Origin of the sequence: Thioalkalivibrio paradoxus ARh 1 (assembly GCF_000227685.2) — a bacterium.
In the GTDB taxonomy this organism is placed as follows: Bacteria; Pseudomonadota; Gammaproteobacteria; order Ectothiorhodospirales; family Ectothiorhodospiraceae; genus Thioalkalivibrio; species Thioalkalivibrio paradoxus.
Map to the genome: position 1 here is coordinate 2,747,997 of NZ_CP007029.1, position 15,046 is coordinate 2,763,042.

At 66.5% G+C, this 15,046-nt stretch carries 16 protein-coding genes and 1 pseudogene; 7 read left to right on the top strand and 10 right to left on the bottom strand.

Annotated elements, in window-relative coordinates:
* Window positions 1–257 precede the first annotated feature (257 nt).
* Window positions 258–698, bottom strand: a complete 441-nt coding sequence (locus THITH_RS12310; protein WP_006748438.1) for a nucleoside deaminase — start codon at window positions 696–698, stop codon at window positions 258–260.
* Between the two features lie 116 nt (window positions 699–814).
* Window positions 815–1,711: a restriction endonuclease gene (locus tag THITH_RS12315; RefSeq protein ID WP_006748439.1), complete on the bottom strand. Its 897-nt coding sequence runs from the start codon at window positions 1,709–1,711 to the stop codon at window positions 815–817.
* Between the two features lie 290 nt (window positions 1,712–2,001).
* Here THITH_RS12315 and THITH_RS19365 point away from each other — a divergent pair.
* From THITH_RS19365 to THITH_RS19370, 3 genes and pseudogenes are all read left to right on the top strand, one after another.
* Window positions 2,002–2,085, top strand: a pseudogene (locus THITH_RS19365) (hypothetical protein); the annotation flags it as partial.
* Between the two features lie 847 nt (window positions 2,086–2,932).
* Window positions 2,933–3,325 carry a c-type cytochrome domain-containing protein gene (locus tag THITH_RS12320; protein ID WP_006748440.1) on the top strand — a complete coding sequence of 131 codons (393 nt, stop codon included), beginning with the start codon at window positions 2,933–2,935 and terminating at the stop codon, window positions 3,323–3,325.
* 195 nt (window positions 3,326–3,520) lie between these two features.
* Window positions 3,521–3,727 carry a hypothetical protein gene (locus THITH_RS19370; protein WP_084222667.1) on the top strand — a complete coding sequence of 69 codons (207 nt, stop codon included), beginning with the start codon at window positions 3,521–3,523 and terminating at the stop codon, window positions 3,725–3,727.
* Between the two features lie 313 nt (window positions 3,728–4,040).
* Here the strand turns inward: THITH_RS19370 and THITH_RS12325 are convergent, their stop codons facing one another.
* A complete protein-coding gene (locus THITH_RS12325; protein ID WP_006748441.1) occupies window positions 4,041–4,769 on the bottom strand; it encodes an oxygen-binding di-iron domain-containing protein in 729 nt (242 codons plus the stop codon).
* Between the two features lie 511 nt (window positions 4,770–5,280).
* Here THITH_RS12325 and THITH_RS12330 point away from each other — a divergent pair.
* The 3 genes from THITH_RS12330 to THITH_RS12340 all read left to right on the top strand — a co-directional run bounded on the left by THITH_RS12330 (window position 5,281) and on the right by THITH_RS12340 (window position 8,025).
* A complete protein-coding gene (locus THITH_RS12330; RefSeq protein ID WP_006748442.1) occupies window positions 5,281–6,348 on the top strand; it encodes a DUF7482 domain-containing protein in 1,068 nt (355 codons plus the stop codon).
* A 371-nt stretch (window positions 6,349–6,719) separates the two neighbouring features.
* Entirely contained in the window at window positions 6,720–7,295 is a 576-nt protein-coding gene (locus tag THITH_RS12335) for a carboxymuconolactone decarboxylase family protein (RefSeq protein WP_006748443.1), read from the top strand.
* Window positions 7,296–7,419: 124 nt separating this feature from the next.
* Window positions 7,420–8,025, top strand: coding sequence for a DUF4126 domain-containing protein (locus THITH_RS12340; protein ID WP_006748444.1), 606 nt, complete (start codon window positions 7,420–7,422; stop codon window positions 8,023–8,025).
* A gap of 53 nt (window positions 8,026–8,078) precedes the next feature.
* On the opposite strand, the gene THITH_RS18140 is transcribed toward THITH_RS12340, so the two are convergent.
* On the bottom strand, window positions 8,079–8,243 hold the full coding sequence (locus THITH_RS18140) for a DUF1328 domain-containing protein (RefSeq protein WP_006748445.1): 165 nt from the start codon (window positions 8,241–8,243) through the stop codon (window positions 8,079–8,081).
* Window positions 8,244–8,493: 250 nt separating this feature from the next.
* On the opposite strand from THITH_RS18140, the gene THITH_RS12350 reads away from it, so the two are divergent.
* Entirely contained in the window at window positions 8,494–8,727 is a 234-nt protein-coding gene (locus tag THITH_RS12350) for a hypothetical protein (protein ID WP_006748446.1), read from the top strand.
* 107 nt (window positions 8,728–8,834) lie between these two features.
* On the opposite strand, the gene sufU is transcribed toward THITH_RS12350, so the two are convergent.
* The 6 genes from sufU to guaB all read right to left on the bottom strand — a co-directional run bounded on the left by sufU (window position 8,835) and on the right by guaB (window position 14,970).
* A complete protein-coding gene (sufU, locus tag THITH_RS12355; protein WP_006748447.1) occupies window positions 8,835–9,284 on the bottom strand; it encodes a Fe-S cluster assembly sulfur transfer protein SufU in 450 nt (149 codons plus the stop codon).
* Entirely contained in the window at window positions 9,281–10,528 is a 1,248-nt protein-coding gene (locus THITH_RS12360) for an aminotransferase class V-fold PLP-dependent enzyme (protein WP_006748448.1), read from the bottom strand. Before THITH_RS12360 ends, sufU begins: the two co-directional genes overlap by 4 nt.
* A gap of 226 nt (window positions 10,529–10,754) precedes the next feature.
* Complete coding sequence (locus THITH_RS12365) at window positions 10,755–11,153, bottom strand: type II toxin-antitoxin system VapC family toxin (RefSeq protein ID WP_006748449.1); 399 nt, start codon at window positions 11,151–11,153, stop codon at window positions 10,755–10,757.
* Window positions 11,153–11,365, bottom strand: a complete 213-nt coding sequence (locus tag THITH_RS12370; protein WP_006748450.1) for an AbrB/MazE/SpoVT family DNA-binding domain-containing protein — start codon at window positions 11,363–11,365, stop codon at window positions 11,153–11,155. The genes THITH_RS12365 and THITH_RS12370 overlap by 1 nt, the downstream gene beginning before the upstream one ends.
* A 488-nt stretch (window positions 11,366–11,853) precedes the next feature.
* Window positions 11,854–13,431 carry a glutamine-hydrolyzing GMP synthase gene (guaA, locus tag THITH_RS12380; RefSeq protein ID WP_006748451.1) on the bottom strand — a complete coding sequence of 526 codons (1,578 nt, stop codon included), beginning with the start codon at window positions 13,429–13,431 and terminating at the stop codon, window positions 11,854–11,856.
* A gap of 78 nt (window positions 13,432–13,509) precedes the next feature.
* Window positions 13,510–14,970, bottom strand: a complete 1,461-nt coding sequence (guaB, locus tag THITH_RS12385; protein WP_006748452.1) for an IMP dehydrogenase — start codon at window positions 14,968–14,970, stop codon at window positions 13,510–13,512.
* Between the last annotated feature and the right edge of the window lie 76 nt (window positions 14,971–15,046).

A 15,046-nucleotide genomic window follows, 5' to 3' on the forward strand; every position in this document is an offset into this window, starting at 1 on the left:
GTGTAGGGCATCGCATCGACTCAGGAGGGGCAGTTCCTCTTGGCTGGGGTGAAGCACGGCTTGTTCTGGGCACGGGGTGCCAGAGGCGGCCGATGGGGATCGTTCCTCCCCGCGGTGACGAGGGACACACCTCGGGAATGGACCCATCGGGCTCTGCCTGTTGCCTGGAAACCATGCTCCCGATCTGCGCATCAGAATGGGTCGCGTTCGACCTTTCCGCGCCCCCGGCCGGCCACCGAGACCAGCAGTATGGGCGCTTACGCACGTCCGATATCTTCGTTCCACAGCTGCGGCCGCGCGGTAATGAACGCGCGCATCAGCTGAATGCAGTCCCGATCCTGCAGCACCTCCACCGCGACGCCGCGTGCACGCAACAGTTCCTCCTCGCCCTGGAACGTTCGATGCTCTCCGATCACCACCCGCCCAATGCCGTAGAGCAGGATGGCACCGCTGCACATCGCGCAGGGCGACAGGGTCGTGTAGAGGACCGACTCACGGTACACCGATGCGGGCTGCCGGCCGGCGTTCTCGAGGGCATCCATCTCCGCGTGCAGGATGGCGCTGCCTTGCTGCACCCTGCGATTATGGCCGCGTCCGATGATGCGGCCCCGGTGCACGATCGCCGCGCCGATCGGGATTCCGCCTTCTGCCAGGCTTTTCCGCGCCTCTTCAAGAGCGGTCTGCATGAACGTGTCCATCGCTTTCTCCCGGTGCGGAACCCAACCCGCGAGGGCTCGTCATCGTACCCCCTGGCCGCCGTTCGGTCCGCAGGTGAACTCGATCGCGGTCTGGGGGCGGCTGACCATGCGGCGGGTCACTCCTCGCTGAAGTAGTCGCCATCGATGCGTTTCACATGGTACTCCGCGCGCGTAGCGACCCCCACGTCGAAATCGATCATCAGGTGGGCCAGTCGCTTGCCGTCGATCAGCACCACCTTGGGGTCGATCCCGGCCGCGTAGTCGGTGGCGTTCTGCGTGAAGCTGCTCGTCGTGATGAACACGCCCTTGCGCGCGTGCTTGCCATGCAACGCGCCGACGAACTTCTGCACTTCCGGGCGACCTACCGGCCCGTCCCAACGCTTGGCCTGGAGGTAGATCACGTCGAGCCCGAGACGGTCTTCCTTGATGATGCCGTCGATCCCCTCGTCGCCACCCTTGCCGATGGCCATCCCGGCATCCCGCACGGTTCCGCCGTAGCCCATGTTCACCAGGAGTTCGACGACCAGCCGCTCGAAGAACTGCGGCGAACACGACATGATCTGCTCGATGATCTCGGCGGCCAGCGAGTCCCGCATTCGCTGGTAGGCCGCCTCCAGCGTCTCCTCGGGCGTCTCGCCATCCACCGCCTTCGATGTCGCCGGCTTGCCCTTGGCCCGCTGGAATTCGTGGAATGCCGGATAGCGCTGCAGAAACTTGATGTCGATCCGCGCCGGCCGGGACCGCAGCACCTCCCTGCCCTGGTCGGTAATCCGGTAATGTCCCCGCCTGGGCCGCTGCAGCAGCCCGGCGCGCTGGAGATAGACGCTCGCCCATGCAACCCGGTTGTTGAACACCGGCTGAGTGCCGCTCGGCAGGAGCTCCTCGCGTTCCTCCAGGCTGAGGCCGAAGTGCTCCGCAAGCCCCTCGCGGCTCTCGGCCAGCGACCGTGTTTGACCGTCTGCCGCCAACTCCAGCAGCGGAAGCATGATCGCCTGGAAGTCCGGTATCGGCATCCCTTCACCCCCCAAGGCGCGACCGGCGCCCAGGTCCGGCAGTATACGGATCTACAGCAACGCACACTTTCCCTACGGCCGGCATCCGCGCTAGGGTCAGCGCGCAGACGACTTCAACCGGTTTCAGCGTGGAGGCACAGCATGGGGTCGCGCAAAGCCAATCAAGGCGGGCCCGGCCTCCGCGAGCTGAGCGGGGTACAGACCCATTTGGCGAGCCTGCGCCCGACGCTGCGCCCCACCGCGGGGCGCAGCGCGGTACGTTCAGCGGCTGGCACGTCCAGGCAGGCTACGTGCTGGCCGGTGAAACCCGCGGCTATCGACCAACAGGCTTTCGCACGATCTCACCGGAACGCTCCTCGGGTGCCTGGAAAACCGCGGCACGCTACAGCTCCGTAGACCTCGGCGACGCCGATGTCCTCGGGGGAACAGGACAACTTCACGATCTGCCTGAACTACTAGATCAGCTCCAATCTGCGCTTCATGGCCAATTACGTGATGGTAGATGTGAAGAACAGCAACGCGGTTTCGAGTCTCTCCGGCGGTGCATATCGCGACGACAGCCCGGACATCTTCCCAGTGCGCATGCAGTACAATTTCTGAACCCACGGCAAGGCCACAGTTGCAAACCTGGCCACCGGACGGATCCGGTGGCCTGTCTGCTGAACCGCTGCATGGCGCTCGGTCCGCATGGAGCAATCGGCGCCCGATGCGCCAAACCACAGCGGACACGTTCTGCGGACACCGGCATGGCCGGGATCAGAATGGTATGAACCGCGGCTCCCGTGCTGTTCCCCGCTCGCGTGCTTCATCGGACGGCTTGCGGCATGCCGATACGGCCATCGGGTCTCCTCGCATACGATGTCGGCAACGCAAGCACTGCGGTCGGTTGCCAACCGGGAACTCCCGCTCCGAAGGCAAACCTCGATCGATCCACTTCGGGCCATCGCGGAAATGCCGAGAGCTTGCCGTCCCCTGCGCGTCGGATCAGACTGTCGCAGCGGCTAACCGTCATGGCCAGCGGCCACCCCCCGATGATGAAAGACGCGTAGGGCGGAAAAGGCCGAAGGCCGTCATCCGCCATCCGGCGCCGGGGTCGCCGCAGGCGCCGGGGAGGCGCGAACGCCGTACGGCGGATGACGCTGCGCTTTTCCGCCCTACGGGTCGCCCGGGGCACGAGACAGGCCGTGACTTTCACGCTAACTGGGGGAGGAAATTGAACGCATGACGCAGCACCCGACAACACTGCCGGCAGTCGTGCTACTCGGCGCGGTGCTCGGCATCGGCGCGTCCGGCGTCGTGGCAGACGAAATCCCGGTCTACGACGACGGCGCCCTGACTTACGAACTGCACATTGCACCTCTGATGGCCCGACACTGCACGAGTTGCCACGGTTGGTTCTTTCCCAAGGGAGGCTTCCGGAGCGACTCTCGCGAGCGCTTGATCCAGGGCGGGCGCACGGGCCCGGGCGTTGTGCCGGGCAAGCCCGACCAGGGCTGGCTGATGCACACAATCACCGTCACCGAGGGGCGCTACCAGATGCCGCCGGGCACCGCCTCGCTCCCGCCGGAAGACATCACCATGATCCGCGAGTGGATCCTCCAGGGCGCGCGCTGAACGTTTGACCCAGCACGGACGGCTGGGCAGACGATGAACGTGCACCGGGACCCGCAACCTCCCGCAGCGTCGACCCAGTTGCAAACTGTCGTGCGAAACGATCGATCGGTGAGCGGATGTCGGTTGCTAAGACCGCGAGCCGAATACAACCCGGCGGCGCGTCCAGCGGGGCCATAGACACTTCCAGCAGCTCCCCTGCGCGTTAACGTGAAAGTCACGGCCTGCCTCGTGTCCCGGGCGACCCGTAGGGCGGAAAAGCGCAGCGTCATCCGCCGTACGGCGTTCGCAGTGCCCAGGCGCCCGCGGCAATCCGGGCGCCAGCTGGCGGATGACGGCCTTCGGCCTTTTCCGCCCTACGCCTCTTTCATCATCGGGGGTGGCCGCATAGGCCATGAGAGTTAGCGGCGCACCCGCATAGCGCGCCCGCCACATCGGGCGCGGATGCATCCCTGCTGCTCGCCAATCCCCAAGCGCAGACCGGCGGTCAACCGCGTGTCCGCTCCATGCCGGACCTCTGGCAACGGGTGTCCAGCCAGCATCAGTCGTTGGCCACGGCATGCTGCTGTGACTGATCCTCTTCGAAGGTTGCAGTGCACGAACACAGCGAAGGTGTTTCACGGGCCGTGCCACCACGCCTCGGGCTCGGTCGAAACACGAACAAAAGCGCCCTCTCGGTGCCAGGCACCGAGCCCGACGCAGGGGGATTCCGGTGGGGTCACGGATCCAACGCATCCGCGAGCGTGCGCAGGAGTTGTCCGCCGTCTCCGTGCCAGGCGCTCCCGTGCATGCAGGCGAGATTCTCCGGGTGGGTCGAGGCAAGGCGCTTGAGCATGGCGCGGGCATGGGTCGTGTGCGAGAAATAGTCCATCTGCGCACGAAAGGCCTCGCTCGGCCCGAGGATGTCCCCCTCGGTAACCGGCACCGCACCGGGACCGCCCTGGGTGAACAGATCGCCACACAGCAGGGTGCGAGTCGTTCCGTCGAACAGGAACCCGCAATCCCAGGCGTGGGGAAGGTGCGGGGTGTCGAACCACTGCAGTTCGTGTGTCCCCAGGACCAGCCGTTCCTGGTCCGCCAGTGCGCGCGGTGCGCGATCGGCCAGATCGCCGATGGAAACCAGCGCCGCGATGGTTCCACAAAGGGGAACCGATTGCGGACTTGCGGCCAGCCATTCGTTCAACGAGCCGCATTCGTCCGCTTCCACGTGCGAGAAGGCAATATAGCGGAGTTGCTCGACCGGCAACACGCTCGCAACCGCTTGGCGCACCAGGGGAAACAGCCGTCTCGGCCCGGTGTGAAAGATCAGCGGCTCGTCGTCCCGAATCAGATACTGATTGAACGAGAACGCCCCACCCCCATCGATGACCACCGGGGTGTTGATCCGATAGATCCCATCTGCGACCTCGTGCACGTTCGTGCCGGACTGCTTGTTTGTGATGGTCATGGCAACTCCTTGCAGGTGTGGGCCACCAGAGATACCTAGTAGACGCAATCCGGCGGTTCCACACGGCCCGGCCAGCGTACGCCTGGCGTTGGACACAAGCACCGGCCACCCTTTCCGTAGTACGGGGCCTTTCATCCGCGGGCCCGTCCACGAGGGCGGTGCGTTGTCTGGCGCTCCCGTTTTACTCTCTGCGCGGATCCGTGCAGCCGGGCACCGCCAGAAACCGCGATGGTGGCGGGAACCCGATTGCCTGCGCCACGCCCCGGAATCCATCCCGAGTGTAGCTGCGGCACGGGTCAACCTGAAATGACAGCCACGGAAGGACACGAAAATCACGGAATATGAAACAAATCAAACCTTTTTTCCGTGTCTGTCCGTGCTTTCCGTGGCTCGCCTTTTCATGTTGCGGGGTGGCCGCTGGCCATGAAAGTTAGGTGTTTCCCCGAATTCAGGATTCGTGCGCTTGGGCCTAGCCTTCAGGATACGACCCACGAATCTGGAGGACGACGAAATGACCATCGCCATCAACCGCCGCCGTTTCCTGACCTTGAGCGCGGGCACCTCGGGCCTGGCGCTGTTTTCCGGCCTAGGGCTGGGCGGTGCACCCCGTGCCGCCGGTGCCGCCGGTGCCGCCACCGGCGAGGGGCGGGCGATCGTGAGGGACGTGATCGACTTCCGCCTGAAGCCCGGCGACTGGCCCGGCGCCTTCGGCTTCGTCACCTTCCGGCTGCACCAGGGGTTTCACGATGGCAGCATCGTGCACTACATCCGTACCGACACCTCGGACGCCGATTACGCGGAACGTCACGGGCTGGTGTTCGTTCCGCTGCTGGGCCTGGTCGACCGACCGGAACTGCAGAATCGCCTGTACGTGTTCGAGAATGGCCAGCCGCCGGTGCTGCAGCATGTTCCCGGTTCGGACGCGTACACCCCGCTGTTCCGCATCCACCGGGTGAGCGGCAATGCCGGTGGCCGCATCCTGACCGCCGAGGGCGAGATCGAGGAGGCGATCGCCGCCGGCAGGCTGACCGTCGAGGAGACACGCGTGCGCGTGAACTTCCCGCTGGTGCAGTGGGGCGACGAGCACCTCGCGGTCGACACCGAGCGCGACGGTTACCTCGGCACCGGGCAGTTGCTCGACGCGCCCGACCTGGAGAATCGGCAGGTCACGTTCAAGCTGCACGAGGCCTTCCCCGGAAGCTGGTACATCCTGACGGACACCTCCGCCGCGCCGATGGCACCGATGATGAGCATTCCGGCATCGCCCGCGACCGCTGACCTGCCGTCGGTGCATGCCACCGACAAGGTCTGGGTCTTCGTCAACGGTATCGAGGGTGCGGGCGTGATGGGCTTCCAGTCGGCAATCTTCGGGAACCCGGCGGGCCACGCGGCCTGGAGCCCGTTCTGGGACCACTTCGCGCTGCGCTGGGAGGATCCGGACGAGGCGCGCGTGCTGGAAAATGCCGCCGAGGTCCGGGAGCTCGTCGCCGCCGAGCGCCTGGTCCAGTACAACGGCACACCCAACTCACACCCGCAGGGGTTTGTGGTCAACTGCCCGGTGCCGGTGATGTCCGGGTAAGCCCCGACTCACGCAGTCGGCCCCCTCTCCCGCTCGCGGGAGAGGTCGGGGCAAGGGGCCGTTCGGCGGTTCGCGACGCCGCGCCCGACCATCTGCGCTGCTGACGACGGCTCCCCGCGATGGTGCGCCAACCGTCATCACGCGGGCCGCCATCCGCGGCCATGAACGCTGCGAAAGGGGTCGAAGGATGTCACCCGCCGGGCCCACGCCGGGATTGCCGAGGGCGCGAGGCGTCGCAAACGGCGATGGGTCCGGCGCTGCATGCTACTCGGGGTACGCGGCGCCGGATGCGGGCTTCGGCAGCCGCCAAACGACTGAGCCTGCGCGGCTGGCTTCCCCCTGATCGCCCCCCCAAGCCAAGGAGAACCGTAATGAACCACGCCGATTTTCCGCTACACGACCGCGACACTGCGCCCGATGCCGCAGCCGCATTCGACCGCGCCGAGACCATCTTCGGCATGGTCCCGAATCTCACGCGCAAGATGGCAACCTCGCCTGCCCTCGCGCAGGGATACCTGGACTTGACCAGCCTGTTCGATCGATGTTCGCTGTCGGCGCAGGAGCGCGGCGTCGTGCTGTTGACGGTGAGCCGCTTTCACGGCTGCGACTACTGCATGGCGGCGCACAGCATGACCGGCCGAATGACCGGCCTGCCGGACGCGGAGGTCGACGCCCTGCGCGAGGACCGGCCGCTGCCGGATGCGCGGCTGGAAGCGTTGCGGCGGTTCGTGCACGCGATGCTGGAAGGGCGCGGCTGGGTCGATGCGTCCGATCTGGCGGCATTCCGCCACGCCGGGTTCGGTGAGCAGCAGGTACTGGACGTGATTCTGGGGATCGGGCTCAAGACGCTCTCCAACTACACCAATCACATCGCCGGCACCCCGGTCGACACGGCCTTCGAGCACGAGCGCTGGACTGCGCCAGGGATCGCGCCGAGGCAGGCCTGACCGCCTCCGCTCGATCGGCCGCCCCCTGATCGCGGCCTGCCCGACCCCGGCCATGATGCCTGCACCGGGGCAACGGGCGCCGATCGCAGTTGGGCTGGAGCGCGGCGGCGGGTAGCATCCCCGGATGGACGGCATCGGTGAATTGGGCGCCCTTTCCGCGCTGCTGGCAGGGATCAGCCTGAGCGCGGCAGCCGGCCTGCGGGTATTCCTGCCCGTGCTGGCGCTGGGGCTGGCCTCGCGCTTCGGAATGCTGGAACTCGGCGAGCAGTTCGCGTGGCTGGCCTCCGACCCATTGCTGCTGGTGGTGGGGATCGCGGCATTGCTGGAGATCGGTGGGTATTACATTCCGCTGGTCGACAACCTGCTCGACACGCTCGCCACCCCTGCCGCAATCGGCGGCGGCACGGTGATCGTGGCATCCCTGCTGCCCGAGATGCACGGCTTGCTGCAATGGAGCTCGGCTGCACTGCTGGGTGGCGGGGCCGCGGGCATCGTGCAGGGAACAACCGTCGCGGCCCGTAGCGTGTCCACGGCCTCGACCGGCGGCGTTGGCAATCCCCTGGTCGCGACGGCCGAGACCGGCGGAAGCCTGATCGCGATCGTGCTGGCATTGCTGATCCCGGTAGTGTTCGGCGTGCTGGTGATCGTGGCCCTGGCCTGGCTGGCGGTCCGGCTGGTCCGGTGGTTGCGCCGGCGCCGGGCGCATCAGGCCGTGCATCAGCGGCGCTGAACCCCACCGAAGAAAGGCTGCGGCATTGCGTCGATGGTCGATCCGCCGGCGGGTCAGAACCGTGAGCCCCTGCCGGCGATCACCGACACCACTGCCAGCACCAGGCCGACGATGAACAGAATCCAGGCGATGTTGGTCGCGGTTCCGGCGATCCCACCGAGCCCGAGCACACCGGCGATGATTGCGACAATCAGGAAGATCAGGGCCCAGGAAAACATGCACGTCTCCGGTGTTCACCAACCATGAACCCTAGCAGGCCGGAACCAAGGCTGCCCGGGTTCCCGGCAGTCGCCTCGGCCCGGAAGCGACTTCATGGCGACCGGACCGCGTGACAGTGGGCATCCAGCACGGACGCTCGCGGAGCATGAACAATGACCGACCGGACCGGTCAGAATCATCAGGGACGCCGTCGCTTCCCGCGGGGCGCTCCCGGTTCTCATTCAGGGTACGACTGCGGAGGAGGCTGCGATGAGCGAGCACATGGTGGATGTGACCGTCCATATCGACGAGATGATCGGCGCCGACGTGCGCGAGGGAATCCAGGACCGGCTGCGCGACCTGAACGGCGTGATGGCCGCCTCCGGCCACGATGCCAAACCCCACTTGCTGGTGGTGGAGTACGACCCGGAGCGGGTCGGCAGTCACGAAATCCTCGACACCGTGACCGCGACCGGAGTCCATGCGGAATTGATCGGACTATGACTCATGGGCGCCGCCGGTTGCGGTGGCCGGCGGCGCCAGCCGCGCTCGAACACCCCCGACATTCTTCCGCACCCGCAGCACGCTGGCAGCCTTTCAGACTTGGGTTGCTATTCGGTGGTGACCGAATCCTCGTCGCCGGCCAGCGCGGTGTCCAGCGTATGCCAGGACAGGGTCGCGCACTTGACCCGCATCGGGTACTCGTGCACACCGGCCAGCGCGCCGAGGCTGCCGAGCTCCGCGGGATCGGCCTGCGCCGGGTCGCCGGTGAGCAGCTCGTGCACCCGTTCGAACAAATGCCGCGCCTCGTCCACCGTCCGGCCCTTGACCGCTTCGGTCAGCATGGACGCCGACGCCATCGAGATCGCGCAGCCGACGCCGACGAAACTGACGTCCTCGACGCGTCCGTCGGCGAGCTTCACGAACAGCCGCAACTGGTCGCCGCAAAGCGGATTGTGGCCGTCGACTGCGCGGGTGGCGTCGGGCATCTCGCGGAAATTCCGCGGATGCCGCTTGTGGTCCAGGATCAGCTCCTGGTACAGGTCGTCGAGGTCGCTCATGCCAACATCTCCCGTGCATATTGCAGCGCCGCCGCGAGCCGGTCGATCTCCTCTGGCGTGTTGTAGAACGCCATCGAGGCCCGGGAGGTCGCGGGCAGGCCATACCAGGTCATCACCGGCATCGCGCAGTGGTGGCCAGCCCGCACCGCAAGCCCCCGGCGATCCAGGATCGTGCCCATATCGTGCGGGTGCACACCGTCCATCACGAAGGAGATCAGCGCGACCTTGTCGCGCGCCTGGCCAATGATGCGCAGGCCGGGCACCTGCGTCAGGCACTCGGTCGCGTATGCCAGCAGCCGCTGTTCGTAGGCCTCGGCGGCATCCCGGTCCAACGCCTCCAGGTACTCGATTGCGCGGCCCAGGCCGATGGCCCCGGCGATGTCCGGTGTCCCGGCCTCGAAGCGGTGCGGCAGCCCGGCATAGGTGGTCTGCTCGAAGCTCACGGTGCGGATCATCTCGCCACCGCCCTGGTACGGAGGCATCGCCTCGAGCAGGCGCTCCCGGCCGTACAGCACGCCGATCCCGGTAGGCCCGAACAGCTTGTGCCCGGAAAACGCGTAGAAATCGCAGTCCAGCGCCTGCACGTCGACTCGCAGGTGCGGCACCGCCTGGGCTCCGTCGAGCAACACCGGCACGTCGTGCGCGCGGGCCGCGGCGACAAGCTCCCGCACCGGGTTGATCGTCCCGAGCGCGTTGGAGACATGGACCACCGACAGCAGCCGGGTACGGGGACTGAACAGGCCGGGAAGCGCGTCCAGATCCAGCTCCCCGTCCGGAGTGATCGGCAACACGCGCAGCACGATGCCGGTCCGTTCGCGCAGCAGCTGCCAGGGCACGATGTTCGCGTGGTGTTCCATCGCGGTCAGGATCACTTCGTCGCCTTCCGCGAACCCGCCGCCGAAACTGGAGGCGACCAGGTTGATGGCCTCGGTGGTGCCGCGCACGAACACGATCTCGCGCGTGGAACCCGCGTTCAGGAAACGGCGCGCGGACTCCCGCGCGGCCTCGAAGGCGACGGTGGCGCGCTCGGCCAGCGCGTGCACCCCGCGGTGCACGTTCGCGTTGTCGTGGCGATAGTAGTGATCCAGCGCGTCCAGCACCGCCTGCGGCTTCTGGGTCGTGGCGGCGTTGTCGAGGTAGGCGAGCGGGTGCCCATGCACCCGCCGTTCGAGAATCGGGAAGTCCCGGCGCACCGCCGCCACGTCCCAGGCGTCCGGCATCCGGGCTGGTCCGGCCATCAGCATCGACTCCTCCTCGGGCTCTTGCGACTGCCCGTCCCGCTGCTTCCCGCGTTGAGTCGCGGGCGATCGGGATCCGGAACCTCGCCTCCGAAGCATAGAATATCGTGCCCGGGGACGCCGCCGGTCATTCCCACTCGATCATCAAGCGCTGTCAAGTCATGCTGTTTCGTCCTGGCGTTCATTCTGGCCTGCTGCCAGGGCTATTTGTCCTTGATGATTTTGCCCATCCTCAATCTCTATCATTGGTCTTGGCGAACAGCGCAACGTCAGGCAGCCCCTCGAAATGCGCATCGCAGGTCAGCAAGCTGGCTCCCTGACGCCGCGCTGTCGCGTAAACGATCGCATCGGCCGTGGCCAGCTTGTATTCGCGGTGTAAATCGGCCGCGAGCAACGCAATGAAGGTGTCCAGCGGAACGACAACGCATTTCTGCGTATAGGCGATCACCTGGTCGGCCTTTTCCTCGCCGACTTCACGCACCAGCCACTTCGACAGCTCAAGCTGGACGATGGTCGGCACGATCCATTGCGGTTTGTCCGGGAACTGCCGTCCGAGACGCTTGCCCAGAGGGGTGTCGGCAAGCCATTCGATCCATGCGGAGGTATCGACCACGCACGGCGCGGCGGCCATCAGTAGCGATCCTTGCGGTCCCGGAAATCGTCGGTGCGGGCGCCCTTGGCGATGCCGGCCAACTGCGCCATCTCGGGCACGGGCATGACCAACACGCCCTTGCCCTTGGGAATGAACACGAACTCCTGCCCGGCTTCCCAGTGCAGCTCTTCACGCACGGCCTTGGGTACGGAAATCTGGAATTTGCTCGACAAGGTGGCGGTAGCGGTCATGGCTCATACTCCTGCGGCATCGATACGTACTTGGTAAGAATGCCTGTCCTCTGCACGAATGCCAAGCCACTTCACCGTCCAGGCGTTGCCCCCGGGCGCTACGCACTCGCCTTGCACTTGCCACCCTTGGCCTGCCCTTTACCCCCAAGTTGAGCAGACCAATCGATCCCGGTCTGGTTGCAGCCGATGACCTCGAGGCCGCGCGTCTGCGGGCAGGTGGTGAAGTTCAGATCGGTGCCATTGCAGGCACAGCACCGTCGCCTGCGCCTGCATCCGGCGCTGCGCGCGCACGATGCGGCGCCAGAATGTGCTCCCACGTCACCTCGGAAGTAGTGGTCGGCACTTGCGCCGGCCGTTGGGCCTCGCCCTCGAGGTGCAGGGCGCCGAGCTGGCCGAGCGTGCCCACTGTTCCACCCAGGTTCCGAACGCTCCGAATCCTTGACGCGGGCCTTGCCCCGAGCCTTCTCCTTGCCCGGGGACGCCGCCGGTCATTCCCACTCGATGGTGGCGGGGGGCTTTCCGGAAATGTCGTAGGTGACGCGCGAGATGCCGTCGATCTCGTTGATGATGCGCCGGGACACGAGGTCGAGGAACTCGTAGGGGAGGTGCGCCCAACGGGCAGTCATGAAATCGATGGTCTCGACCGCGCGCAGCGCGATCACGTAGTCGTAACGGCGGCCGTCCCCCATCACCCCGACCGAGCGTACCGGCAGAAACACCGCGAAGGCCTGCGAGACCTGGTCGTACAGGTCCGCCCGGCGCAGCTCGTCGATGAAGATGTCGTCGGCGCGGCGCAGCAGGTCGGCGTATTCCTTCTTCACTTCGCCGAGGATACGCACGCCGAGCCCTGGACCCGGAAACGGATGACGATAGACCATCTCGGTCGGCAGGCCGAGCTCGACGCCGATCTTGCGCACCTCGTCCTTGAACAGCTCGCGCAGCGGCTCGACCAGACCCATTTTCATCTGCTCGGGCAACCCGCCGACGTTGTGATGCGACTTGATCACCTGCGCCTTGCCGGTCTTCGACCCGGCAGACTCGATCACGTCCGGGTAGATCGTGCCCTGCGCCAGCCAGCGGGCATTGGCGATCTTCCCGGCCTCCTCGTCGAACACTTCGATAAAATGCCCACCGATGATCTTGCGCTTGCGCTCGGGATCGGCCACCCCTTCCAGCGCCTTCAGGAAGCGTTGCTCAGCGTCGACCCGGATCACTTTCACGCCCATGTGCCGGGCGAAGGTGGCCATCACCTGGTCGCCCTCGTGCAGGCGCAGCAGGCCGGTGTCGACGAACACGCAGGTCAACTGATCGCCGATGGCCTTGTGCAGCAACGCGCCGACCACCGAGGAATCCACGCCGCCGGACAGCCCGAGGATCACGTGGTCCGAACCGACCTGTTCGCGTACCCGGTGGATCATGTCGTCGATGATGTTGCCCGGGGTCCAGAGGTCCTCGCAGCCGCAGATCTCGTGCAGGAACCGCGACAGAATCCGCTTGCCCTGGCGCGTGTGCGTGACTTCGGGGTGGAACTGGACGCCGTAGAAGCCACGTTCCTCGTCGGCCATGCCGGCGATCGGCGCGGAGTCGGTCGAGCACATCAATTTGAAGCCCGGCGGCAGCTCGGTCACCCGGTCGCCATGCGACATCCAGACGTCCAGCAGGCCGTAGCCCTCGGGCGTGGTGTGGTCCTCGATGTCGGTCAGCAGCCGGGTGTGGCCGCGGGCACGGACCTGCGCGAACCCGAACTCGCGGTGGGTCGACGGCTCGACCCTGCCGCCCAGCTGCGCGGCCATCGTCTGCATGCCGTAGCAGATGCCGAGCACCGGCACGCCGAGTTCGAACACCAGCGGGTCGGCAACGGGCGGGGCCTCGGTGTGCACCGACTCGGGCCCGCCCGACAGGATGATGCCGCTAGGGCCGAACGCGCGCATCGCCCCCGGGTCCATGTCCCAGGGGTGGATCTCGGAATACACGCCGGCCTCGCGCACCCGGCGAGCGATCAATTGCGTGTACTGCGAACCGAAGTCCAGCACCAGGATCCGGTGCGCATGTACGTCCTGGGTCATCTTGTCATCCAACGGCGGTCAATCGGTCCCCGGCAATCGCGGCGAGGGAGAGCCTTCATTTCCGTGAACAGGAATGGCTCACTCGCGGCGGTAGTTCGGGGCTTCCTTGGTGATCGCGACGTCGTGCACATGGCTCTCATGCATGCCGGCAGCGGTCACGCGAACGAACTGCGGCTTGGTGCGCATCTCGTCGATCGTGCGTGCGCCCACGTAGCCCATCGACGAGCGCAGCCCCCCGGTGAGCTGGTGGATAATCGCGGTCAGCGGGCCCTTGTACGGCACCCGACCCTCGATCCCCTCCGGCACGAACTTGTCCGGGGTACTGGTCGTCTCCTGAAAGTACCGGTCGGACGATCCCTGCTGCATCGCCCCCAACGAGCCCATGCCGCGGTACGACTTGTACGAACGCCCCTGGTACAGCTCGACCTCGCCCGGTGCCTCCTCGGTTCCGGCGAACAGCGAACCCAGCATCACGCTGTGCGCACCGGCGGCGATCGCTTTCGCGAGATCGCCGGAGAAACGCACCCCGCCGTCCGCGATCAGCGGAACCCCGGTGCCTTCGAGCGCCGCCGCCACGTTCGACACCGCGGTGATCTGCGGCACGCCGACGCCCGCGACGATCCGGGTCGTGCAGATCGACCCCGGGCCGATACCGACCTTGACCGCGTCGACCCCGGCCGCCACCAGATCCCGCGCGGCGTCGCCGGTGGCGATGTTGCCGCCGACCACCTGGACGTCCGGATAGTGCTGCTTGATCCAGCGCACGCGATCCAGCACGCCCTGGGAATGGCCATGCGCGGTGTCGACGATGATCACATCGACACCCGCGGCCACCAGCGCCTCCACGCGCTCGTCGGTACCCGCGCCAACGCCGACCGCCGCCCCGACCCGAAGGCGGCCCCGCTCGTCCTTGCACGCGGTGGGATGCTCGGACGATTTCTGGATGTCCTTCACGGTGATCATGCCGCGCAGCTCGAAATGATCGTTGACGACCAGCACCTTCTCGATCCGATGCCGGTGCAGCAGCGCCATCACCTGCTCGCGGTCCGCGCCCTCGGGGACCGTGACCAGCCGCTCCTTCGGCGTCATGATCTCGGAGACCGGCGCATCCATGCGGGTTTCGAAGCGCAGGTCGCGCGCGGTCACGATGCCGACCAGGTCGGTCCCGTCGACGACGGGCACGCCCGAGATATGGTGGGCCTGGGTCAGCGCCATCACTTCGCCGATGCTGGTGCGCGGCCCGACGGTGATCGGGTCGCTGATCACCCCGGCCTCGAACTTCTTGACCCGCAGCACCTGTGCCGCCTGGCGCTCGGGGCTGAGGTTCTTGTGCACGATGCCGACCCCCCCCTCCTGCGCCATCGCAATCGCCAGCCGGGCCTCGGTCACGGTATCCATCGCCGCCGAGAGCAGCGGCATGTTCAGCGGGATGCCGCGAGTCAGCTGCGTGGAGAGATCGACGTCCCGCGGCATGACCGTGGAGTGCCCGGGCAACAGGAGCACGTCGTCGAAGGTGAGGGCTTCAGCGATCAGTCGCATGGGCGGCTCCTGGAAGTTGGGGACGAGGGTGTGAAAATAGCCCAGCAGTATAAAATCCGCCCGGATCGTGGTAAAG